Origin of the sequence: Cupriavidus sp. SHE (assembly GCF_000812445.1) — a bacterium.
GTDB classification, from domain to species: domain Bacteria; phylum Pseudomonadota; class Gammaproteobacteria; order Burkholderiales; family Burkholderiaceae; genus Cupriavidus; species Cupriavidus metallidurans.
In genome coordinates, this window is record NZ_JWMB01000060.1 from 1 (window position 1) to 21,615 (window position 21,615).

General features: G+C 64.2%; 19 protein-coding genes and 1 pseudogene. 11 read left to right on the forward strand and 9 right to left on the reverse strand.

What is annotated here, in order from left to right; all coding sequences use genetic code 11:
- Positions 1-349: 349 nt before the first annotated feature.
- Entirely contained in the window at positions 350-1,126 is a 777-nt protein-coding gene (locus tag RN01_RS26745; protein ID WP_017515060.1) for an enoyl-CoA hydratase, read from the reverse strand.
- 227 nt (positions 1,127-1,353) lie between these two features.
- Here RN01_RS26745 and paaG point away from each other — a divergent pair, with 227 nt between their 5' ends.
- From paaG to paaK, 3 genes are all read left to right on the forward strand, one after another.
- On the forward strand, positions 1,354-2,196 hold the full coding sequence (gene paaG, locus RN01_RS26750; RefSeq protein ID WP_035835743.1) for a 2-(1,2-epoxy-1,2-dihydrophenyl)acetyl-CoA isomerase PaaG: 843 nt from the start codon (positions 1,354-1,356) through the stop codon (positions 2,194-2,196).
- A gap of 32 nt (positions 2,197-2,228) precedes the next feature.
- Entirely contained in the window at positions 2,229-2,669 is a 441-nt protein-coding gene (gene paaI / locus RN01_RS26755; RefSeq protein ID WP_008647561.1) for a hydroxyphenylacetyl-CoA thioesterase PaaI, read from the forward strand.
- Between the two features lie 93 nt (positions 2,670-2,762).
- The gene (gene paaK / locus RN01_RS26760) at positions 2,763-4,067 is read left to right on the forward strand and encodes a phenylacetate--CoA ligase PaaK (protein WP_024570349.1); all 1,305 of its coding nucleotides are present in this window, start codon (positions 2,763-2,765) and stop codon (positions 4,065-4,067) included.
- A gap of 25 nt (positions 4,068-4,092) precedes the next feature.
- On the opposite strand, the gene norR is transcribed toward paaK, so the two are convergent.
- Positions 4,093-5,670 carry a nitric oxide reductase transcriptional regulator NorR gene (gene norR, locus RN01_RS26765; protein WP_017511760.1) on the reverse strand — a complete coding sequence of 526 codons (1,578 nt, stop codon included), beginning with the start codon at positions 5,668-5,670 and terminating at the stop codon, positions 4,093-4,095.
- A gap of 160 nt (positions 5,671-5,830) precedes the next feature.
- Here norR and RN01_RS26770 point away from each other — a divergent pair, with 160 nt between their 5' ends.
- Positions 5,831-8,110, forward strand: coding sequence for a nitric-oxide reductase large subunit (locus tag RN01_RS26770; RefSeq protein WP_017511759.1), 2,280 nt, complete (start codon positions 5,831-5,833; stop codon positions 8,108-8,110).
- Positions 8,111-8,128: 18 nt separating this feature from the next.
- Here RN01_RS26770 and cobA read toward each other — a convergent pair.
- The 6 genes and pseudogenes from cobA to RN01_RS26800 form a co-directional block, all read right to left on the reverse strand.
- Positions 8,129-8,833 (reverse strand): annotated as a pseudogene (gene cobA / locus RN01_RS33365) (uroporphyrinogen-III C-methyltransferase); the annotation flags it as partial.
- An 11-nt stretch (positions 8,834-8,844) separates the two neighbouring features.
- Entirely contained in the window at positions 8,845-10,326 is a 1,482-nt protein-coding gene (locus RN01_RS26780; protein WP_017511757.1) for a nitrite reductase, read from the reverse strand.
- On the reverse strand, positions 10,323-11,486 hold the full coding sequence (gene nirJ / locus RN01_RS26785; protein ID WP_017511756.1) for a heme d1 biosynthesis radical SAM protein NirJ: 1,164 nt from the start codon (positions 11,484-11,486) through the stop codon (positions 10,323-10,325). Before nirJ ends, RN01_RS26780 begins: the two co-directional genes overlap by 4 nt.
- A 3-nt stretch (positions 11,487-11,489) precedes the next feature.
- Positions 11,490-11,795 (reverse strand): c-type cytochrome, encoded by a 306-nt coding sequence (locus RN01_RS26790; RefSeq protein WP_011517655.1) that lies wholly within the window; start codon positions 11,793-11,795, stop codon positions 11,490-11,492.
- 20 nt (positions 11,796-11,815) lie between these two features.
- Positions 11,816-13,465, reverse strand: a complete 1,650-nt coding sequence (locus tag RN01_RS26795) for a nitrite reductase (RefSeq protein ID WP_011517656.1) — start codon at positions 13,463-13,465, stop codon at positions 11,816-11,818.
- A gap of 211 nt (positions 13,466-13,676) precedes the next feature.
- Positions 13,677-14,816: a murein transglycosylase A gene (locus tag RN01_RS26800; RefSeq protein WP_024570347.1), complete on the reverse strand. Its 1,140-nt coding sequence runs from the start codon at positions 14,814-14,816 to the stop codon at positions 13,677-13,679.
- Positions 14,817-14,914: 98 nt separating this feature from the next.
- Between RN01_RS26800 and RN01_RS26805 the strand changes: the two genes are divergently transcribed.
- The gene (locus RN01_RS26805) at positions 14,915-15,112 is read left to right on the forward strand and encodes a hypothetical protein (protein ID WP_011517658.1); all 198 of its coding nucleotides are present in this window, start codon (positions 14,915-14,917) and stop codon (positions 15,110-15,112) included.
- A gap of 18 nt (positions 15,113-15,130) precedes the next feature.
- Here the strand turns inward: RN01_RS26805 and apaG are convergent, their stop codons facing one another.
- Complete coding sequence (gene apaG, locus RN01_RS26810; RefSeq protein WP_008647582.1) at positions 15,131-15,505, reverse strand: Co2+/Mg2+ efflux protein ApaG; 375 nt, start codon at positions 15,503-15,505, stop codon at positions 15,131-15,133.
- Positions 15,506-15,673: 168 nt separating this feature from the next.
- Here apaG and rpe point away from each other — a divergent pair, with 168 nt between their 5' ends.
- From rpe to trpC, 6 genes are all read left to right on the forward strand, one after another.
- The gene (rpe, locus tag RN01_RS26815) at positions 15,674-16,375 is read left to right on the forward strand and encodes a ribulose-phosphate 3-epimerase (protein ID WP_017511753.1); all 702 of its coding nucleotides are present in this window, start codon (positions 15,674-15,676) and stop codon (positions 16,373-16,375) included.
- A 21-nt stretch (positions 16,376-16,396) separates the two neighbouring features.
- Positions 16,397-17,137: a phosphoglycolate phosphatase gene (gene gph, locus RN01_RS26820; RefSeq protein ID WP_017511752.1), complete on the forward strand. Its 741-nt coding sequence runs from the start codon at positions 16,397-16,399 to the stop codon at positions 17,135-17,137.
- 459 nt (positions 17,138-17,596) lie between these two features.
- The gene (gene trpE / locus RN01_RS26825; protein WP_008647586.1) at positions 17,597-19,123 is read left to right on the forward strand and encodes an anthranilate synthase component I; all 1,527 of its coding nucleotides are present in this window, start codon (positions 17,597-17,599) and stop codon (positions 19,121-19,123) included.
- 23 nt (positions 19,124-19,146) lie between these two features.
- On the forward strand, positions 19,147-19,716 hold the full coding sequence (locus RN01_RS26830) for an aminodeoxychorismate/anthranilate synthase component II (protein ID WP_008647587.1): 570 nt from the start codon (positions 19,147-19,149) through the stop codon (positions 19,714-19,716).
- A gap of 50 nt (positions 19,717-19,766) precedes the next feature.
- Positions 19,767-20,795 (forward strand): anthranilate phosphoribosyltransferase, encoded by a 1,029-nt coding sequence (trpD, locus tag RN01_RS26835; protein ID WP_035835758.1) that lies wholly within the window; start codon positions 19,767-19,769, stop codon positions 20,793-20,795.
- Positions 20,796-20,801: 6 nt separating this feature from the next.
- Positions 20,802-21,614 (forward strand): indole-3-glycerol phosphate synthase TrpC, encoded by an 813-nt coding sequence (gene trpC / locus RN01_RS26840; RefSeq protein ID WP_011517662.1) that lies wholly within the window; start codon positions 20,802-20,804, stop codon positions 21,612-21,614.
- Position 21,615: the final 1 nt, after the last annotated feature.

Sequence of the window (21,615 nt, forward strand, 5' to 3'; positions counted from 1 at the left end):
CCGTCATTTCGTTGCAGCGGAGAAACGAGATTATGCAGAGCATTCAGCGTTTCGTCAACAGTTTTTGCAGAACTTTTTTCTGCCGGTCAGCGCTGCATTCCTCCGCAACTCCAACCCACTGCCGCCCCGCAACCCTTGTCGCTGCTGCGTTTGCAGTGCGTTTCGTGTTGCGAGGGGGCGAATATTAGGCCGGTTCACTGGGCTTTGCAACACCAATGTCACGTTACCGTGATCAAGAATTCGCCCCGCACTTGGCAAGTCATTGATCGTAAAGAAAAAATGGGCCGGAAATAACTTTCCGGCCCATTTAATAACCCTTGATTATCCTCGGGTATTCCCTAGTCCAAGGTCACCGATTCTGGAAATTGGGTGCGCGTTTCTCCACAAACGCTGCCATACCCTCCTTCTGGTCCTCGGTGGCGAAGGTCGAGTGGAACAGTCGGCGCTCGAAGTGGACCCCTTCATTCAGAGTCGTCTCATAGGCAGCGTTCACCGACTCCTTGATCATCATGACAACCGGCAGCGAGTAACCGGCGATAGTCTCGGCCGCGGCCACGGCTTCGTCCACCAGCTTGTCCGCCGGGACGATCCGGGAAACCAGCCCGGCGCGCTCGGCCTCGGTGACATCCATCATGCGCGCGGTCAGGCACATGTCCATCGCCTTGGCCTTGGAGACGGCACGCGGCAGCCGCTGCGTGCCGCCGGCGCCAGGCATCGTGCCGAGCTTCACTTCCGGCTGGCCGAACTTCGCGCTGTCGGCGGCAATCACGATGTCGCACATCATCGCCAGTTCGCAACCACCGCCCAGCGCATAGCCGGCCACGGCGGCGATCACCGGTTTGCGGATGCGGCGGATTGTCTCCCAGTTGCGGGTGATGTAGTCGCCCTTGTAGACATCCATATAAGAGTACTTCGCCATCATGCTGATATCCGCCCCTGCGGCGAAGGCGCGCTCGCTCCCCGTGATGACGATGCAGCCGATTGCCTCGTCCTGGTCGAATGCCGTCAGCGCCGCGCCCAGTTCGTCCATCAGCGCGTCATTGAGCGCATTGAGCGCCTTGGGCCGGTTCAGCGTCACCAGACCAACGCGGCCTCGCGTCTCCACCAGGATGTTCTCGTACGACATGTCTGCTCCTTGCAATGCGGTTGGGTTCTATTTGTCGAGTGTCAGCGGGGACGATACTGGCGTGCTTGCGCCCGGCAGGTCAAGCGCACCAGCCTCTTGCGCCCTGCCACCATCCCGTCTACTATTTGCCGACCGACTGGTCGGTTAATTTAAGGCGATCGCGTCCTCACTACAATGGCCGTGCATCGTGTCGTGGCATCAGATCCACTACCAACCAGGAGAACAATATGGCGCAGGAGACAACCATGCCCCCATCCCAAGCGCAGGCAACTGCGCGCGCAAGCCTCGATTCAGGCCCGATCCTGCTGCACTGGCAGGGTGACGTGGCCGTCGTCACGCTCAACCGTCCCGACAAGCTCAACAGCTTCACACGCGACATGCATCGGGCACTGGTCACCGCGCTCGACCATGTCGAGGCAGGCGGTGCCCGCGCGCTATTGCTGACCGGTTCGGGACGTGGCTTCTGCGCCGGGCAGGATCTGGCCGACCTCGATTTCACCCCCGGCCAGGCCACCGACCTTGGCGAACTCATCAATGCGTGGTTCAACCCGCTCGTGCGACGCCTGCAAGCACTGCCCCTGCCGGTCATCGCCGCCGTAAACGGCACGGCAGCGGGCGCGGGGGCGAACCTGGCCTTCGCCTGCGACATCGTGCTCGCGGCCCGGTCGGCCAGCTTCATCCAGGCCTTCGTGAAGATCGGACTGTTGCCCGACTCGGGCGGCACGTGGCTGCTGCCCAAGCGGGTAGGCATGGCGCGCGCGCTTGGCCTGGCCATGACGGGCGACAAGCTCAGCGCCGAAGAAGCCGAGAAATGGGGTCTGGTCTGGGAAGTGATGGACGACCCACTACTGCCCGAGCAGGCCATGGCACTGGCCACGCATCTGTCCGCGCAGCCCACGCGCGCCCTGGCGGCGATCAAGCAGGCCATGCACGCCAGCGCGACCAACACCTACGATGCCCAACTCGACCTGGAGCGCGACCTGCAGCGCGACCTTGGCCAATCGCACGACTACAACGAGGGCGTGAACGCCTTCCTCGAAAAACGCGCGCCCCGCTTCACCGGCGCCTGACAGCATTCCCGCCAACGCCAAAGGAGACCCGCTTGACGCAAGATCCTCAAGCGCTTGCCGAAGCGGCCGCCCATGCCATGTACGAGTCCGATGCCTGCAGCCGCTGGCTCGGCATGGTTCTGGAAGCGGTCCGCCCCGGCTATGCCCGCATATCGATGCCGATCCGCCCCGAGTTCCTGAACGGCCATGGCATCTGCCATGGTGGACTGATGTTCACCCTGGCCGATTCGACGTTCGCATTCGCCTGCAACAGCCACAACATCAATACGGTGGCGTCGGGCTGCTCGATCGAATTCCTGCGCCCGGTGCATGGCGGCGACGTGCTGACAGCCGAAGCGGTCGAGCAGGTCCTGTCCGGCCGCCATGGCATCTACGACATCCGCGTGACCAACCGCGCCGGCGAACCCGTGGCGATGTTCCGCGGCAAGTCGGCCCAGATCAAGGGGCACGTGGTGCCACCCGCGGAGTCCTGACACACGCGGAAAGACAGCCACGTAGCAAGACCGCAGGAAACAAGCAGAAGCCAGCGCCAACGTAGCGCCACCGATCCGAAAACGGAGACATTCATGATTACGCGCCTGACCGATCTGCCCTTGGAGCCGATCGAGACCGCCAGCCGACAGGAGCTCCAGGCCCTGCAGCTCGATCGTCTGAGATGGTCCCTTCGCCACGCCTATGATCATTCGCCGGTCTACCGGCGCAAGTTCGACGAGGCTGGCGTGCATCCCGACCAAGTGCGATCGCTGGCCGATCTGGCCCGCTTTCCGTTCACGACCAAGAAGGACCTGCGCGATAACTACCCGTTCGGCATGTTCGCGGTACCGCAGGACAAAATCGCGCGCATCCATGCCTCGTCGGGCACCACCGGCAAACCCACGGTGGTGGGCTACACCCTTGGCGACATCGACACCTGGGCCACGGTCATGGCACGTTCGATCCGCGCCTCAGGCGCCCGGCGCGGCGACAAGGTGCACATCAGCTACGGCTATGGCCTGTTCACCGGTGGACTCGGCGCGCATTACGGCGTGGAGAAGGCGGGCCTCACTGCCATTCCCTTCGGCGGTGGCCAGACCGAGCGGCAGGTGCAGCTGATCCAGGACTTCAAGCCCGAAGTCATCATGGTGACGCCGAGCTACATGCTGGCGATCGCCGATGAGCTTGAGCGCCAAGGCGTCGACCCGGCCTCCACATCGCTGAAGATCGGCATCTTTGGCGCGGAGCCGTGGACGCCCGAAATGCGTCTGGCGATCGAGAAGCGGATGGGCATCTCGGCGGTCGACATCTATGGCTTGTCCGAAGTGATGGGCCCGGGCGTCGCCAATGAATGCGCCGAGACCAAGGACGGCCCAACGATCTGGGAAGATCACTTCTACCCCGAGATCATCGACCCCGATACGGGCGAAGTCCTGCCGGACGGCGAGTTCGGCGAACTGGTCTTCACCTCGCTGACGAAGGAAGCGATGCCGGTCATCCGCTATCGCACCCGCGACCTCTCGCGCCTGATGCCGGGCAGCGCGCGTGCCGCATTCCGTCGGATGGAGAAGATCACCGGCCGCACCGACGACATGATGATCGTGCGTGGCGTGAACGTATTCCCGTCGCAGATCGAGGAATTGATCCTCAAGCACGCGGAACTCGCGCCTCACTACCAATGCGTGCTGAACAAGGATGGCCCGCTCGATACGCTGATCGTGCGCGTGGAGTGCGCGCATGGGGCAGATCCGGCCACGGCGCGGCAGGCCGAATCGCAGCTCGCGCACGACATCAAGTCCTATATCGGCGTGACGGCGGGCATTGAGATTCTTGCCGAAGGCGGTGTCGAGCGCTCCGTCGGCAAGGCCCGGCGTATCGTCGACCTTCGTCCGCGCTAGTACGTGCTGCCGCGGCTAATGCGTCCTAGCGCGTTCTTGCCGCACTCTTGCTGCCACCCGGCTCGTCGCGCTTGACGCCGAGCCGGCGGGCCAGCTTGTGCAGATTGCTAGCATCCATGCCAAGCTGCCGCGCGGCCTGGGCCCAATTCCCGCTCTGGGCCTCCAGGGCCTGCTCGATGCACCGGCTCTGACAGGCCTCCACCGCCTCGCGCAGGGTGGTGGCCGGCGCCGACGTGAATGGCGCCGAATTGGTGGCCGCATCGGTTGGCGCGACAACCCCATCCAGATCCAGCAAATCGGTGTCGAGCGTAATGATGTCCTTGCGGCTGGCGCCCCGGCTGAGCAGCTTCAGCGCGGCCCGGCTGATCACATGCTCCAGCTCGCGCACGTTGCCCGGCCATGTATATCGGCGTAGCGCATCCTGCGCCGCGACGGACAGGCGCAGGCTGCGCAGGCCGAGCCGCGCCCGGTTGAGTTCCAGGAATCGTCCCGCCAGCAGCAGCACGTCATTGCCGCGTTCGCGCAGCGGCGGAATCGGAATGGGATAGACCGAGAGCCGGTGATACAGGTCGGCGCGGAACGAGCCGTCGCGCACATGCTCGCGCAGGTTGCGGTTGGTCGCCGCGATCACGCGCACGTCTACGCGGCGCGGCCGATCGGACCCCAGGCGCTGGATCTCGCCGTTCTGCAGCGTGCGGAGCAGCTTGGCCTGGATGGCCAGCGGCAGCTCCCCCACCTCGTCGAGAAACAGCGTGCCACCGTCGGCGGCCTCGAAGCGCCCAGGGCGCTCGCCCGTCGCCCCCGTGAAGGCGCCGCGCACATGGCCGAACAGTTCGCTTTCGGCCAGGGATTCAGGCAGTGCGGCGCAGTTCACGTGAATCAGCGGGCGGTCCCGGCGGCGTGACAGCCGGTGCAGCCGGTGCGCGAACAACTCCTTGCCAACGCCGGTCTCGCCGAGCAGCAGCACCGGCAGTTCAGAATCCGCCACCACGCCGATCTCGTGCATGAGCTGCGCGATTGCCTCGCTCTCTCCGATGATTTCGCCGATGACCTCGCCGTCGTCGCGCACCGTTTCCCCGGCGGCGCCCACCGCGCGGCCCATGCGTAGCGCGCGGATCTCGCCCTCCAGCCTCGAGGTGCGGATCGATGCCTCGATCAGCGCCGTCAGTTGGCCCAGTTCCTCTTGGGCCGATGCGGTAAACGTCCCGACTTCCAGGGCATCCAGCGTCACCACGCCCCATGGCTTGCCTTCGCTCTGGAGGCTGATGCCCATGCAGTCGTGGACGGGCAGCGGCTCGCCCACGTGCTCGTCGATCAACCCGTCGTACGGATCGGGCAACGCACTGTCATGGTGGAAGCATGTGACGCCGCGCCGCGCCAGGATCGCCGCAAGCCGGGGATGAAGGCCCACGGAGAACCGCCGTCCAAGCGCATCGCGCACCAACCCATCCACCGCGATCGGACGCAGATGGTCCTCCTCCAGGCGCAGGATCGCCACCGCCCCGCAGTGGAAATGCGAGCGTAAGCACCCTACCAGGCGCTGCAGCCGCACGGCCTGGGGAAAGTCGGCACAAAGATCCGCAAGAAGCACATCGCTGATCATGGTCAAAACAACCCTAGATAGTCAAAAACACCCTAAACGGCCACGGTGAATATTACCGCGCCCGACGCCAACCTGTTGAATTTTTTAGGACTCTTATCAGGCACGCGAATCGCATAGATGAAGCGGTATTCATTGCGACATCAAGAAGGAGCAATTCATCGTGGGCCCCTACAAGAAACTATGGTTCTTGTTGATCGCCGTGCTGGCGGTCACCTTTTCCTTACTCGGCTACTACGGTGCCGAGGTCTATCGGCAGGCGCCGCCCATTCCGGCCAAGGTCGTCACCTCGGACGGCGCCACGCTTTTCACCGGTGACGAGATCCTTGACGGCCAAACCGCATGGCAATCCGTCGGTGGTATGCAGCTTGGCTCCATCTGGGGCCACGGCGCCTACCAGGCGCCGGACTGGACGGCCGACTGGCTGCACCGCGAACTGACCGCATGGCTCGACCTGGCCGCGCGTGACCAGTACGGCAAGGATTACGCCGCGCTGGACGCGCCCGCGCAGGCCGCCTTGCGCGCGCAGCTCAAGTCCGAGTACCGCAGCAATCAGTTCGACCCGGCCAGCCAGGCGCTGACCGTGTCCGACCGCCGCGCGAAGGCGATTGCCAAGACGGCCGATTACTACAGCCGCCTGTTCTCCGATGCGCCCGAGCTGCACAAGAGCCGGGAGAGCTTCGCGATGAAGGAAAACCCGCTGCCCTCGGCGGAGCGACGCGCTCGCCTGACCAACTTCTTCTTCTGGACCGCCTGGGCGGCCTCCACCGATCGTCCGGGGCACACCGCCACCTACACCAACAACTGGCCGCATGAGCCGCTGATCGACAACCACCCCACTGCGGAGAACATCGTCTGGTCGATCGCGAGCGTGGTGATCCTGCTGGCCGGCGTGGGTCTGCTCGTATGGGCCTGGGCCTTCCTGCGTGGCAAGGAAGAACCCCTGCCTGCCGCACCGGCACGCGACCCGCTGACCACCTTCGCCCTGACGCCTTCGCAACGCGCACTCGGCAAGTACCTGTTCCTGGTGGTGGCGCTGTTCGCCTTCCAGGTGCTGATCGGCGGCTTCACCGCGCACTACACGGTGGAAGGACAGAAGTTCTACGGCATCGATGTTTCGCAGTGGTTCCCGTACACGCTGACGCGCACCTGGCACATCCAGAGCGCGCTGTTCTGGATCGCCACCGGATTCCTGGCTGCCGGCCTGTTCCTGGCGCCGCTGATCAACGGCGGGAAGGACCCTAAGTATCAGAAGCTCGGTGTCGACATCCTGTTCTGGGCGCTCGTGGTCGTGGTGGTCGGCTCCTTTGCCGGCAACTACCTGGCGATCGCGCAGAAGATGCCGCCCAACCTGAACTTCTGGCTCGGCCATCAAGGCTATGAGTATGTGGATCTGGGTCGACTCTGGCAGATCGGCAAGTTCGCTGGCATCGTGATCTGGCTCGTGCTGATGATGCGCGGCATTGCTCCCGCCCTGCGCGCGCGCGGCGGTGACAAGAACCTGCTGGCCCTGCTGACGTCGTCGGTGGTAGCTATCGGTCTGTTCTACGGCGCCGGTCTGTTTTACGGCGAGCGCACCAGCCTGTCGGTGATGGAGTACTGGCGCTGGTGGGTGGTTCACCTGTGGGTGGAAGGCTTCTTCGAAGTGTTCGCCACCACCGCATTGGCATTCATCTTCTCCACGCTGGGCCTGGTATCGCGTCCGATGGCCACGACGGCCAGCCTCGCGTCGGCCTCGTTGTTCATGCTCGGCGGTATCCCTGGTACGTTCCACCATCTCTACTTCGCTGGCACCACGACGCCTGTGATGGCCGTCGGCGCGAGCTTCAGCGCGCTGGAAGTCGTGCCGCTGATCGTGCTCGGTCATGAGGCATGGGAAAACTGGCGCCTGAAGGAACGCGCGCCCTGGATGGCCAATCTGCGCTGGCCGCTGATGTTCTTCACCGCCGTGGCGTTCTGGAACATGCTGGGCGCCGGTGTGTTCGGCTTCATGATCAACCCGCCGATCACGCTGTACTTCGTGCAAGGTCTCAATACCACCGCCGTGCACGCACACGCTGCACTGTTCGGGGTCTACGGCTTCCTGGCGCTTGGCTTCACGCTGCTGGTACTGCGCTATGTCAGGCCCAACTACACGCTGAACCCGCGCCTGATGTCGATTGCGTTCTGGGGAATGAATGGTGGTCTGGTTCTGATGATCGCCACCAGCCTGTTGCCGGTGGGTATCATCCAGTTCATCGCCAGCGCAAGTGAAGGCCTGTGGTATGCACGCAGCGAGGCCTTCATGCAGCAGCCACTCCTGCAAACGCTACGCTGGATGCGTACCTTCGGTGATGTGGTCTTCCTGGTGGGCGCGCTGTCGTTCTCGCTGCAGGTCGTGCTCGGGCTGTTTGCACGGCAGCCCAGCGGCAAGGTCGCCGAAGGGGTGCTGGTCCGTCAATGAAGCAGGGTTGGGGATATCAACAACTTCCCCAACCAGAATGACCGCCGGGCTGGCAAGCCCGGCATCCGCAGCCTCGGTCAATGTGGCCAGGCTGCCAACCCAACGCTTCTCATCCCCACGGCTAGCATGCATCACCACCGCAACCGGCATTTCCGACCGCATACCCGCTTGCAGCAAGGCGTCGCGAATGGCGGCAAGACGGCTCATCCCCATGTAGATGACGAGCGTCGTCCGGCTGCCGACCAATGCGGCCCAATCGGGATCGCCATCGTCACGCGTATGCGCGGTAACGAAGGTCACACCATGGCAATGCTGACGATGGGTCAGCGCAATGCCAAGCGCCTGCGCAGCTGCCATGCCACTGCTGATGCCGTTGACGATTTCCACTTCGATGCCGTGCCCGCGCAGGAACTCTGCTTCCTCGCCGCCGCGACCGAACAACAATGGGTCGCCGCCTTTGACACGCGCCACGCACCGGCCAGCCTGCGCGTGCTCAAGCGCCTGCTCGTGAATACTGGACTGACTCACCGAACAGCGGCCGCCACGCTTGCCGACCGAGATGATTCGCGTCCCAGGGTTCGCATAGCACAGCATGGCCTCTGGCACGAGATCATCCACTAGCCAGACATCCGCTTCACGCAGCGCCCTGACTGCCTTCATGGTGGCGAGTTCCGGATCGCCCGGGCCCACCCCAACCAGCCAGACCTTTCCGGTCGTTTGCATGTTGGTACTCCTCAATGGCTCGTGCCAGACGAGCGCGTAGTCTTGTTGAATACGTTGTACTTGCCGATCGGCTTGTCCATCGGCAGTCGCTTGATTTCCTTCAGCGTCCGGGCGTCGTAGACGACGATCGCCCCATCGGCTTCCATCAGGCTGACCAGCGCATATCGACCATCACGGGTGAACTCCACGTGCGCCGCGGTGCGTCCCGGAGACGGCGTGACACTGCCAACGACGGCGAGTGTCTGCTTGTCGATCACCTGCAATGTGTCGCGTTTCGGACTCATCATCGCGTCGGTCCATGCGTATGGCGTGGCTTCGTGGCTACGCAGGAAGAAGCCCGGCCCATTGGTCGGGATCGTCGCCACGGTCTTCCAGGACTGCATGTCGATCACGCTGATCGCGCCCTGCTTCAGGTTCGGGGATGCCATGACTTCGCGGCCGTTGCGTTTCCACGTAATACCGCTGCCAAGATGCGGCATGCCGGTCAGCGCGAGGTCCGCCACCTTCCGGCCCACGTCGAGATCGATCACCTGACCCGTGGCCGTGCGCGAGGCGCCAAGAATGTGGCGATACGGCTGATCGAAGAAGAAGTCGTCGAGCACGTCCGTGAGTTCGATCACGCGCGGTTCGAACGTCTTCTTGCCGATGTATGGGATCTCCCAGACCTCGGGAATATCGCGCAGCGCGACGATGAACGAACCACGCGGCGCGGCGTCGTAAACGGCTGAAACGCGCGAGGACTTGCCACCCGCGCCCGTAACCGGATAGATACGCTGCAGCGACAGGTCCGACGCGCGCAGCAGCACCAGCGTCTGGGGCAACGTATTGCCGACCATCACCCACTCGCCATCTTCGCTGACCGCAAGGTTGCGGGTATTCATGCCGGCGCGGATCTCGGCCACTAGCTTCAGGTTCCAGAGGTCGTACTTGCTGACCCAGCCATCGCGGCTCGCCATGTACACATAGCGTCCGTCACTGCTGAACTTCGGCCCGCCGTGCAGCGCGAACCGGGTGGTGAATCGGTGAATCGGTTCGAGTTTGTCGCCGTCGAGCACGCTGACGTGATGCGTCCCGGCCTCGACGACCAGAAACAGGTTGGAAGGATCGGCACTGAAAACGGGCCGGTCCGGCAGCGTGCCGGGTGCGTGATAGACGATGCGCGATGCCTCGATGTCCGCCTGCTCCCAGCGCGGCGTGGCCGCGGGTGCGGAGCGCAGCCAGGTTGCCATCTGCTTGATCGTGGCGTCTCCGAGTTCTTTGGAGAAGCCTTGCATCTGCGTGGCCGGACGACCGTTGCGTAGCACGTCGAGCAAGTCGTCGGGCCGCAGCCGCTCCAGGCTTTCCGGCAACAGCGCCGGGCCCATGCCGCCCAGACGATCGGCACCATGGCAAGCCGCACAGTGGCTGCTGTAGATGCTGGCGGGATCGATTGTCGTCTCCGCGTTGGCGACGAATGAAGCAAACATGCACGTCCAGAGAATCGCGTGCTTCATGTCATTGTCTCCAGATTGGGCTGCGCACTGATCTCCGCGTCGGAGAGATAGCAGCCCGGGTCCTGCGCCCACGGATTGCCGCTGATCGCGTAGGCCCGCGCGCGCGTATTGCCGTTGCAGATGTCACGATGCAGGCAAGTTGCGCATCGGCCCTGCAACGGTCTCGGCCTGGCGGCCAAGCCACGCATCAACGGATGGCTGCGGTCGGCCCAGATCTCGCCGAACGGGCGCTCGCGCACGTTGCCAAGAGAGAGTTGCCACCACATCGTGTCCGGGTGGACATTGCCGAGGTTGTCGATATTGGCCACGCCGACACCCGTGGCATTGCCGCCCCAGTTGACCAGTCGCTCGCGCATGTCTGCAACGCGCTCGGGCCATTGACGCGCAATCCAGTACAGCAGGAACACCCCATCGGCATCGTTGTTGCCCGTGACGAAATCCCCGGCGCTACCCTGCTGCGCGCGCGCCCATACATGCTCGAACAACCACTCGACCGCCGCGCGTGTACCCGCGTGGCGCGCGTCATCGTTGCGATGGCTGCGGCCTCGCCCGGCGTAGTTGAAGTGGGACAGATAGAACTTGTCGATGCCTTCGGCCTCGGCCAGGGCCACCACGGAAGGCAGCTCGGCCGCGTTGGCCTCGGTCAGCGTCATGCGCACCCCCACGCGCAGGCCGGCGTCGCGCGCGATGCGCAGCCCGGCTATCGCCTGGGTAAAGGCGCCATTCATGCGGCGGAAGCGATCGTGTGTGGCTTCGATGCCATCCAGGCTCACGCCGACATAGTCGAACCCTGCGGCAGCGAGCCGCGCAGCGTGTGCCGCATCGAGCAACGTACCATTCGACGACAGGGAGAGATGAAATCCGAGTTCGCGCGCACGCGCGGCGATCTCGTACAGGTCCGGCCGCAACAGCGGTTCGCCACCGGACAGGATCAGCGCGGGCACGCGCGCCGCCTTGAGCTGGTCGAGCACGGCCATGACTTCGCCGGTCGACAGCTCGCCCTTGAAATCCGTATCGGCAGATGTGGAGTAACAGTGCTTGCAGTTGAGATTGCAGCGCCGCACCAGATTCCAGATCACCACGGGACCACTGGCACGGCGCGGCGGGGGGACCGACCCCCCGTCGCGCAGCGCCTCCATGAAGCGGGAGAGTCGGAACATGGATCAGAGGCTTAGCACCCACTTGGCCAACGTGTTGGCTTCCGCCTCGCTGACCTGATTGGGCGGCATCGGGATCGGGCCCCACTTGCCGCTGCTTCCCTTCAGGATGCTTTGAGAAAGCTGCGCAGCAGCCGCCTTGTCACCTTTGTACTTCGCGGCGATGTCCTTGTAGGCGGGGCCGACCAGCTTCTTGTCGACGCTGTGGCAAGCCATGCAGTTCTTGCTTGTGGCAAGTTCCTGGCTGGCAAACGCGGTAACCGGCAGCGCGGCAGCAAGTGCCACGGCGGCGATAACTGTAGACGGATGCATGCGAATTCTCCTTCCCCTGATCAATAGACGTCGTGTTGTGTGTTGTGCGCGTTGAACTTGCCCGTCGGGGTAATCAGACGCGGGTCCTTGATCACGGTCTTGAGCTTGCGGGTCTTGTCATCGACCACGACCAGCGCGGACTCGCCATCCTTGGTACCCCAGACCGAGAACCAGACTTCATCACCGGCCTGGTTGTACTCGGCCTGCACCACACGCTTCGCGCCTTCGCCCTTCAGGTTCGCCCATTCGGCGATCGGCAGCACCTTGTAACCGTCTTCCAGCTTCTGCGTATCGAACACCGCCACGCTCTGGTTCAGCTTCGCGTCGGGATTGAGCGGCGTATCCACCCACAGGTTGTGCGACTTCGGATTGGTCTTGATGAACAGCGAGCCGCCGCCCTGCCCCTTGAGCGTTTCCACCACCTTCCAGGCCTGCGCCTTGTGGTTGATGGGATCGGTGCCGATCAGGCTGATGGTTTCGTCGCCGAGATGGCTCGTGGCCCAGACCGGACCGAACTTCGGATGCACGAAGTTGGCGCCACGTCCCGGGTGCGGGGTCTTGCCGACATCGACCAGCGCGGCCAGCTTGTCTTCCTTGGTATCCACGACAGCGATCTTGTTCGATGCGTTCGCGGCCACCAGGAAGTAGCGACCCGTGGAGTCGAAGCCACCGTCATGAAGGAACTTGGCGGAATCGATCGTGGTGGTCTTCAGGTTCTTCAGATCCGAATAGTCCACCATCAGGATCTTGCCGGTTTCCTTCGCGTTGATGACGAACTCGGGACGGAAATGGCTGGCAACGATCGATGCCACGCGCGGCTCGGGGTGGTACTCGTTGTCGACGGTCATACCGCGTGTGGACACCACCTTCAGCGGCTTGAGCGTGTCACCTTCCATGATCACGTACTGCGGCGGCCAGTACGAGCCGGCCACGGCGTACTTGTCTTCGTAGCCCTTGTACTTCGAGGTTTCCACCGAACGCGCCTCGAGACCGATCTTTACTTCCGCGACGTTGTCGGGCTTGGGCAGCCACAGGTCGATCAGGTTCAGGCGCGCATCGCGGCCGATCACGTACAGATAGCGCCCGGACGCCGACATGCGCGAGATGTGCACCGCGTAGCCGGTCTTGACGATATTGATGATCTGCTTGCTGTCGCCGTCGATCAGCGCGACCTCACCGGAATCGCGCAGCGTGACCGAGAACAGATTCTGCAAGTTGTAGTTGTTCATCTTGCGCGTTGGCCGCTTGGCCACGGGCACGATGTCCTTGCGCGATTTTTCGATGTCGGCCAGCGAGAATTCCGGCGGTGTCGGAGGATCGAGCTGGATGTAGCGCGCCATCAGGTCGACCTCGGGATCGGTGAGATCGCCCGAGGTGCCCCAGTTGGGCATACCGGCCGGACTGCCGTACTTGATGAACGTCTTCAGGTATTCGGTGCCACGGGCACGCGTGATGTCGGGTGTCAGCGGTTTGCCCGTGGCGCCCTTGCGCAGCACGCCATGGCAGCCTGCGCACCGTTCGAAATAGATCTGCCTGGCGTGGTTGAATTCTTCAGCAGTCAGCTTCGGCTCGGGATTCTGAGTCGGCGCCGTCTGGGCGCTACCGTGCGCACTCCAGAAGAAGAGCGGCATGGCCGCCAGTGCGGGGAACATCCATGATTTCGCTTTCATGATTTTTCATTAGCGAGTGGGGAATGCTGTGCTGCGGCACCGCGCATGGAGCGCGGCGCGCGACAGATGTTCCAATCATGGGGAAGAAGAACTGCATCGCGATTGACACGAGTCAACGCAGGGAACGGGGCAGGAGAATAACCCTGCTCCGTGTCAGGGAACTAACTCGGACGGCGGGCATTGCTGTATGTAGCCCGCCGGTAACATGACGTCAGCTGCGCGGCATCAGGACCCACATCCTGCCGCCCTGCTTCATGCGGCCGGCGGTCTCGCCCGCGGCGTCGCCTGCGCCCCAGAAGAAGTCCGCGCGCACGCCACCCTTGATGGCGGAGCCCGTGTCCTGCGCGAACATCAGACGTTGAATCGGTTCAGAGGAAAGTGGCCGTGTGGTCGACAGGAAAACCGGCACGCCAAGCGGGATGGTTGCGGGGTCAACTGCTATCGAGCGTTCCGCCGTTAGCGGCACGCCCAGCGCGCCTACCGGTCCTTCGTTGGTGGGCGGCAATTCGCGGAAGAACACAAAGCGCGGATTGACGTTGAGCATTTCGTCCACGCGTCCCGGGTTGGCACGCGCCCATGCCTTGATGCCCTGCATCGTGGCCTGCGCCGGCGTGATCTCGCCACGGTCGAGCAGCCATTTGCCGAATGAGCGGAACGGCTGGTCATTGGTGCCGCCGTAGCCGACACGCATCACCGTGCCATCGGCCATGCGGATGCGGCCGGAGCCCTGGATCTGCAGGAACGCGGCTTCGACCGGATCATCCACCCAGACCAGTTCGCTGCCACGCATCGCCGGGTTCTGCAGCAGTTCGGCGCGCGGCGGCAACATGCCCTTGCCGAGTTGCGGCGGCCGGCGATAGAGCGGGACCTGATACGCACCCTGACGCGTGCGGGAGCCGTGCAGGATAGGTTCGTAGTACCCGGTGATCAACCCGTTGTCCGTCCCATCGACGTTGACCACGCGGTATGGCAGGAAGTTGGTTTCGAAGTACGCGCGCATCGCCACGAGATCGCCGGCGTCCACCATCAGGCCAACGGCGCAGACGCGATTCCAGTCGGCGCGCTTTTTCAGCGCCTGGCAGCTCGCCAGCAACGCGGGCCAGGCGGCACGTACGTCGTCCTGGCTCCAGCCGCCGATTTCCGCCCAGCTCGCCGGTTGCAACCGGCCTGCCGCGGAGGAGGTAGCAGGTGCCTTCCCGCCCGGCACGCCGCCCGGACCTTCGATACGCGGGGGCGGCCCGCTCATGCAGCCGGCCAGCAGCGCGGCAGCGCCCGTCAGGGCAAGCCAGCCGCGCCAGGAAGTGTTGCTCGACGATGCGCGGGGGGCGCGCAGGGAATACTGATTTGCCATCTTGTCCATTCTTCGCGGACACGGCCGGCGGTCAGACAGTCCACAAACCCGCGCATGTCCTACAATCTCAACCCGATCCGTCGACTGACCCCCTCGCGATGAGCCAGTTCTTCGAAAACCACCCTACCCTGCTACTTGCCGCCGAAGCCGGCGTGGCGCTGCTGTTGCTGATCTTCATCGTGGTCTGGACGATGAGCACCGCCAAGAAGAATCCGCGCCCCACGCGCGCGCCGCAGGACCATCCGTCCCGCGCCAACCAGACCTCGACGGATGCAGACACACCGCCCGAGGCCTAGTTCCCGCCATGCGGCGGTTCAGTGCAGCATTCGGGGCAGCACCAGCGCGAATTCGGGAATCGGCACCTCGAAACGGTGGCCGTCTTCGGCCACGCAGAAATAATCGCCCTTCATCGATCCCACCGGGGTGGAGATCGTCGCCCAGCTCGAATACTCGAAGTGCTCGCCCGGCTTGAGCAGCGGCTGATGGCCGACCACGCCCAGGCCCGAGACTTCCTGCGTCGAGTTGTCGCTGTCGGTGATGATCCAGTGGCGCGAGATCAGCTGCGCGGCGACTTCGCCGGTGTTGTGGATCGTGATGGTGTAGGCGAACGCGTAGCGTCCACGGTCTGGGTCCGATTGGTCCGGCATGTACTGCGTGCGCACGGCCACGGAAAATGCGTACTCGCTCATGTATCGACGTGGTAAGAAGGGTCGGCAGGCCGCGCGGCGGCCGGGTGTTGCGCATTGTGCGGCAAGGCCATGGCAGGGGCAAGCGGCCCGGCCAGGCGTTCGTCCCGACTCCGGGGGCCCGACCGGCGTAAAATACCGCCCATTCCGCCTTCAGCCCGCCCGAATATCATGAGCAGCCCCACCTTCCGCATTGCCCCGTCCATCCTGTCCGCCGACTTTGCCCGCCTGGGCGAGGAAGTGCGCCGCGTCACCGAAGCCGGCGCGGACTGGATCCATTTCGATGTGATGGACAACCACTACGTGCCCAACCTGACCGTGGGGCCGCTGGTCTGCGAGGCGATCCGCCCGCACGTCACCGCCCCGATCGACGTGCACCTGATGGTACGTCCGGTGGATCGCATCATCCCGGACTTTGCCCGCGCCGGCGCCAACATCATCACATTCCACCCCGAGGCCAGCGACCATATCGACCGCTCGCTCGCGCTGATCCGCGACAACGGCTGCCAGGCCGGCCTGGTGTTCAACCCGGCCACGCCGTTGCACTACCTGGACCACGTGATGGACCGCCTGGACGTGATCCTGCTGATGTCCGTGAACCCGGGCTTCGGCGGCCAGTCTTTCATTCCCGAGACGCTGAACAAGCTGCGCGCCGTGCGCCAGCGCATCGACGCATACACCGCGCGCACGGGCCGCCAGATCCTGCTGGAAGTGGACGGTGGCGTGAAGGTGGACAACATCGCCGAGATCGCGGCGGCGGGCGCGGATACGTTCGTGGCGGGCTCCGCCGTATTCGGCAAGCCGGACGCCGACGGCGGCTACAAGAGCGTCATCGGCGCGCTGCGGGCCGAATTGGCCACGGTTGGCAAGTAATCAGGCAGGGAAGTCACGCGCATGAGTCTCGAAATACTGCGCCGCACGGACTGGCACGCCATCCGGGCGGTGATCGTCGACCTCGATGGCACCATGGTCGACACCGCTGGCGATTTTCACGCCGCCGTCAACGCGATGCTGCTGGCCCTGGCGCACAAGCATCCCAACCTGGGCCCGGTCGAGCCGATGTCCCAGGAGGACATTGTCAGCTTCGTCGGCAAGGGGTCGGAGAACCTGATTCGCCGCGTGCTGGACGCGCGTTTCTCGCCGCTGCACGCCAACGGGCTGTTCGCCGATGCCTACGCGCTGTACGACCGCGAGTACGTGCGGATCAACGGCCAGTTTTCGAACGTCTACCCGAATGTCCGCGAGGGCCTGGCGGCGATCAAGGCGATGGGCCTGCGCATGGCCTGCGTGACCAACAAGCCGTGGAACTTCACCGAGCCGCTGCTGGCCCGTACCGGCCTGGCCCAGTATTTCGATCTGGTCTTCGGCGGCGACGCGTTCGCCCTGCGCAAACCCGATCCGTATCCGCTGCTCAAGGTGGCCGAGGCATTCCGGGTCGATCCGGAGGCCGTGCTGGCCATCGGCGACTCCGAAAATGATGCGCGGGCGGCTCGTGCGGCGGGCATGGGAGTGCTCTTGATGCCATATGGCTACAACCATGGCAATCCTGTACAAGACGTCGACGCCGATGGTATAGTCCCCGACATTGCCCGCGTGGCTGCGCTTCTTGCCGCACATCGGGCAACACACCGCTAAACCCGGCTGAACACCATTCAATGTTCCTCAACCGCAAACGCAACTTTCTTGGCAGTGATCGGCAGGCTTGGCCCTGGCGTCGCTGGCGCGCCTTTGAACAGGCGTAAAGTGCGTTCGCGAGTTTCCTGACGGGCTTGCGGGGATACATCGGGACTTATTAAGTCCGCCGCAGTCACCCCCCAAGCTCCGCCGGCCCGGTCCAGATCCACTGTCGACCGACGTCTCCGGCAGATCCTTCCGCCAGCGCCGTAGCCCAGATGCCTGTGTGCTACGGTTAGCTCATGAACGCGCCGCACGCCACGCCTTCGGCCGTGTGCGCGCGTACGTCAAACGCGTGTGCTACACGGTCCGCTCCCGGGGCGGGTTGCCGCAACTTCTCCAGCCCTCCCCCTGCCGACGACACACGCGGCGCCGCCTGAACCCGACCATCGTGGCGGGCGCCGCAAGAAGAGGATCGACATGACCGAACTGGAATTCAAATCGCTGGCCGACCAGGGATACAACCGCATTCCCATCATCGCCGAGGCGCTGGCCGACCTGGAAACCCCGCTGTCGCTGTACCTGAAGCTGGCCCAGTCGCAAACGCGTGGCGTGAACACATTCCTGCTGGAATCGGTGGTCGGGGGCGAGCGTTTCGGCCGCTACTCGTTCATCGGCCTGCATGCCCGCACGCTGCTGCGCGCCTACGGACACCGTGCCGAGGTGGTCACCGACGGCAAGGTCGTGGAGACGCACGAAGGCAACCCGCTCGATTTCATCGCCGAGTTCGAAAGCCGCTTCAAGGTGGCGCTGCGCCCCGGATTGCCGCGCTTCTGCGGCGGTCTGGCCGGCTACTTCGGCTATGACGCGGTCCGCTATATCGAAAAGAAGCTGGCCGACACCCAGATGCCGGACGACCTCGGCCTGCCCGATATCCAGTTGCTGCTGTGCGAGGAACTGGCGGTCATCGACAACCTGTCCGGCAAGCTCTACCTGATCGTCTACGCCGACCCGACCACGCCGGAAGCCTATTCCCGCGCCCGCCAGCGCCTGCGCGAACTGCGCATGAAGCTGCGCCAGCCCGTGGATGTGCCGGTGACGAGCCCCTCCGTGCTGACCGAGGTCTATCGCGAATTCGCCAAGCCCGACTACCTGGCCGCCGTGCACAAGGCCAAGGAATACATCATGGCCGGCGACATGATGCAGGTGCAGGTGGGCCAGCGCCTGATGAAGCCGTATCGGGACTCGCCGCTGTCGCTCTACCGCGCGCTGCGCTCGCTGAATCCGTCGCCGTACATGTACTTCTACAACTTCGGCGATTTCCAGGTGGTGGGCGCCTCGCCCGAAATCCTGGTGCGCCAGGAGACCCGCAAGGTCGGCGGCGCCCAGGCCAACGGCGACACGCAGAATGCCCGCATTGTCACGATCCGCCCCCTGGCCGGCACCCGCCCGCGCGGCAGCACCCCCGAGCGCGATGCCCAACTGGCCACGGAACTGCTCAACGATCCGAAGGAGATCGCCGAGCACGTGATGCTGATCGACCTGGCCCGCAACGACATCGGCCGCATCGCGGAAACGGGTTCGGTCAAGGTCACCGACAAGATGGTGATCGAGAAGTACTCGCACGTGCAGCACATTGTCAGTTCCGTGGAAGGCACGCTGCGCGACGGCATCAGCAACCTCGACGTGCTGCGCGCCACGTTCCCGGCCGGCACACTGTCCGGCGCGCCGAAGGTGCGCGCAATGGAAATCATCGATGAACTGGAACCGCGCAAGCGCGGCATCTACGGCGGCGCCGTGGGCTACCTGTCGTTCGGCGGCGAGATGGATCTGGCCATTGCCATCCGCACCGGTGTGATCAAGGACGGCAATCTCTATGTGCAGGCCGCGGCCGGCATCGTGGCGGATTCGGACCCCGAAGCCGAATGGAGGGAAACCGAAGCGAAGGCACGCGCCGTGATCCGCGCCGCCGAACAGGTCCAGGACGGTCTGGACGCCGACCTCTGAGCCCAGGAACAGGAGAAACGAACATGCTGCTGATGATCGACAACTACGACTCGTTCACCTACAACCTGGTGCAGTATTTCGGCGAACTAGGCGCCGATGTGCGGACCTTCCGCAACGACGAGATCACGATCGAGGAAATCGAAGCGCTCAAGCCCGACCACATCTGCGTGTCTCCGGGGCCGTGCAGCCCGCACGAGGCCGGCATCTCGGTGCCCGTGCTGCAACACTTCGCGGGCAAGATTCCGCTGCTGGGCGTGTGCCTGGGCCACCAGGCCATCGGCGAGGCGTTCGGCGGCAAGGTGATCCGCGCCAAACAGGTGATGCACGGCAAGGTCAGCACGATCGAGACCACGCAGGAAGGCGTCTTCGCCGGGCTGCCCAAACACTTCGACGTGACGCGCTATCATTCGCTGGCTATCGAGCGCGAAACGCTGCCCGATTGCCTGGCTGTCACCGCCTGGACGCCGGACGGCGAGATCATGGGTGTGCGCCACAAGACGCTGGCCGTCGAGGGTGTGCAGTTCCATCCGGAATCGATCCTGTCCGAACACGGCCATGCGCTGCTGGCCAACTTCATCAAGGCGCCACGATGAGGCGCACCGATTTCTCCGCTTTCGCCGCACACTCTGCCCAAGAATCCGCCATGTCCATCACGCCGCAGGAAGCACTGACGCGCTGCATCGAGCACCGCGAGATCTTTCATGACGAAATGCTGCACCTGATGCGGCAGATCATGCAGGGGCAGATTTCCCCCGTGATGGCCGCGGCCATCCTGACCGGCCTGCGCGTCAAGAAAGAGACGATCGGCGAGATCTCGGCGGCGGCGCAGGTGATGCGCGAGTTCGCCAATCACGTGGCCGTCAAGGACCGCGAGAACTTCGTGGATATCGTCGGCACCGGCGGCGACGGTTCGCACACGTTCAACATTTCCACCGCGTCGATGTTCGTCGCCGCTGCCGCTGGCGCGAAGATCGCCAAGCATGGCAACCGTGGCGTGTCGTCGAAGTCCGGCAGTGCCGACGTGCTCGAGGCGCTGGGCGTGAACATCATGCTGACGCCGGAGCAGGTAGGCGAGTGCATCGAGCAGACCGGCATCGGCTTCATGTTCGCCCCGACCCATCACCCGGCCATGAAGAACGTGGCGCCGATCCGCAAGGAAATGGGCGTGCGCACCATCTTCAACATTCTCGGCCCCCTGACCAATCCCGCCGATGCGCCGAACATCCTGATGGGCGTGTTCCATCCGGACCTGGTCGGCATTCAGGTGCGCGTGATGCAGCGCCTGGGCGCGCAGCATGCGATCGTGGTCTACGGCAAGGACGGCATGGACGAGGTGTCGCTCGGCGCGGCAACGCTGGTGGGCGAACTCAAGGACGGCGAAGTGCGCGAGTACGAGATCCATCCTGAAGACTTCGGCCTGTCGATGATCTCGAACCGCGGGCTGAAGGTGGCAGACGCCGTCGAGTCGAAGGAAATGCTGCTGGAAGCGCTGAGCGATGTGCCCGGCACCCCGCGCGAAATCGTGTCGCTGAACGCCGGCACCGCGCTCTACGCGGCCAATGTGGCCAGTTCGATCGAGGATGGTATCCGCCGCGCGCGCGAAGCCATCGCCAGTGGCGCCGCTCGCGAGAAGCTCGACCAGTTCGTGCGCGCCACCCAGCAATTCAAGTGAGCCCCCATGTCAGCCAAGTCCGACATCCTGGAAAAGATCCTGGCCGTAAAGGCCGATGAGGTAGCAGCCGCGCGCAAGAAGCGCGACCTGCCGAGCCTGCGCGCCGAGGCCGAGAGCCTGCGCCACGAAACGGGCATGGCCCCGCGTGGCTTCGAGCGCGCGCTGCGCGACAAGATCGCGGCAGGCAACGCCGGCGTGATCGCCGAGGTCAAGAAAGCCTCGCCGTCGAAGGGCGTGCTGCGCGAAAACTTCGTGCCGGAGGCCATCGCCGAAAGCTACGCCGCCCATGGCGCGGCCTGCCTGTCCGTGCTGACCGACGTGAATTTCTTCCAGGGTCATGCCGAGTACCTGAAGCGCGCGCGTGGCGCCTGCCCGCTGCCGGCGCTGCGCAAGGACTTCATGGTCGATATGTACCAGGTCTACGAAGCCCGCACCTGGGGCGCCGACTGCATCCTGCTGATCGTCTCCGCGCTCGACCACGGCCTGATGGCCGAGCTGGAAGCGTGCGCGCACGAACTCGGCATGGATGTGCTCGTGGAAGTCCACGGCGGCGAGGAACTCGATAGCGCGCTGCGACTGAAGACGCCGCTGCTGGGCGTGAACAACCGCAATCTGCGCACCTTCGAGGTCTCGCTGGACAACACGCTGGACCTGCTGCCGCGCATGCCGGCCGACCGGCTCGTGGTAACCGAATCGGGCATCCTCGGGCCCGACGACGTCAAGCGGATGCGCGACGCCGACGTCCACGCCTTCCTGGTCGGCGAAGCGTTCATGCGCGCGCCGGAGCCGGGCGTGGAACTGGCCCGCCTGTTCTCGTGAT

What these genes read in the sequence shown, in the direction of transcription:
- RN01_RS26745 (WP_017515060.1), bottom strand. Translation starts at nt 1,126, where the DNA reads ATGTCGTACGAGAACATCCTGGTGGAGACGCGAGGCCGCGTTGGTCTG.
- paaG (WP_035835743.1), top strand. Translation starts at nt 1,354, where the DNA reads ATGGCGCAGGAGACAACCATGCCCCCATCCCAAGCGCAGGCAACTGCG.
- paaK (WP_024570349.1), top strand. Translation starts at nt 2,763, where the DNA reads ATGATTACGCGCCTGACCGATCTGCCCTTGGAGCCGATCGAGACCGCC.
- norR (WP_017511760.1), bottom strand. Translation starts at nt 5,670, where the DNA reads ATGATCAGCGATGTGCTTCTTGCGGATCTTTGTGCCGACTTTCCCCAG.
- RN01_RS26780 (WP_017511757.1), bottom strand. Translation starts at nt 10,326, where the DNA reads ATGAAGCACGCGATTCTCTGGACGTGCATGTTTGCTTCATTCGTCGCC.
- nirJ (WP_017511756.1), bottom strand. Translation starts at nt 11,486, where the DNA reads ATGTTCCGACTCTCCCGCTTCATGGAGGCGCTGCGCGACGGGGGGTCG.
- RN01_RS26790 (WP_011517655.1), bottom strand. Translation starts at nt 11,795, where the DNA reads ATGCATCCGTCTACAGTTATCGCCGCCGTGGCACTTGCTGCCGCGCTG.
- RN01_RS26795 (WP_011517656.1), bottom strand. Translation starts at nt 13,465, where the DNA reads ATGAAAGCGAAATCATGGATGTTCCCCGCACTGGCGGCCATGCCGCTC.
- RN01_RS26800 (WP_024570347.1), bottom strand. Translation starts at nt 14,816, where the DNA reads ATGGCAAATCAGTATTCCCTGCGCGCCCCCCGCGCATCGTCGAGCAAC.
- RN01_RS26805 (WP_011517658.1), top strand. Translation starts at nt 14,915, where the DNA reads ATGAGCCAGTTCTTCGAAAACCACCCTACCCTGCTACTTGCCGCCGAA.
- apaG (WP_008647582.1), bottom strand. Translation starts at nt 15,505, where the DNA reads ATGAGCGAGTACGCATTTTCCGTGGCCGTGCGCACGCAGTACATGCCG.
- rpe (WP_017511753.1), top strand. Translation starts at nt 15,674, where the DNA reads ATGAGCAGCCCCACCTTCCGCATTGCCCCGTCCATCCTGTCCGCCGAC.
- gph (WP_017511752.1), top strand. Translation starts at nt 16,397, where the DNA reads ATGAGTCTCGAAATACTGCGCCGCACGGACTGGCACGCCATCCGGGCG.
- trpE (WP_008647586.1), top strand. Translation starts at nt 17,597, where the DNA reads ATGACCGAACTGGAATTCAAATCGCTGGCCGACCAGGGATACAACCGC.
- RN01_RS26830 (WP_008647587.1), top strand. Translation starts at nt 19,147, where the DNA reads ATGCTGCTGATGATCGACAACTACGACTCGTTCACCTACAACCTGGTG.
- trpD (WP_035835758.1), top strand. Translation starts at nt 19,767, where the DNA reads ATGTCCATCACGCCGCAGGAAGCACTGACGCGCTGCATCGAGCACCGC.
- trpC (WP_011517662.1), top strand. Translation starts at nt 20,802, where the DNA reads ATGTCAGCCAAGTCCGACATCCTGGAAAAGATCCTGGCCGTAAAGGCC.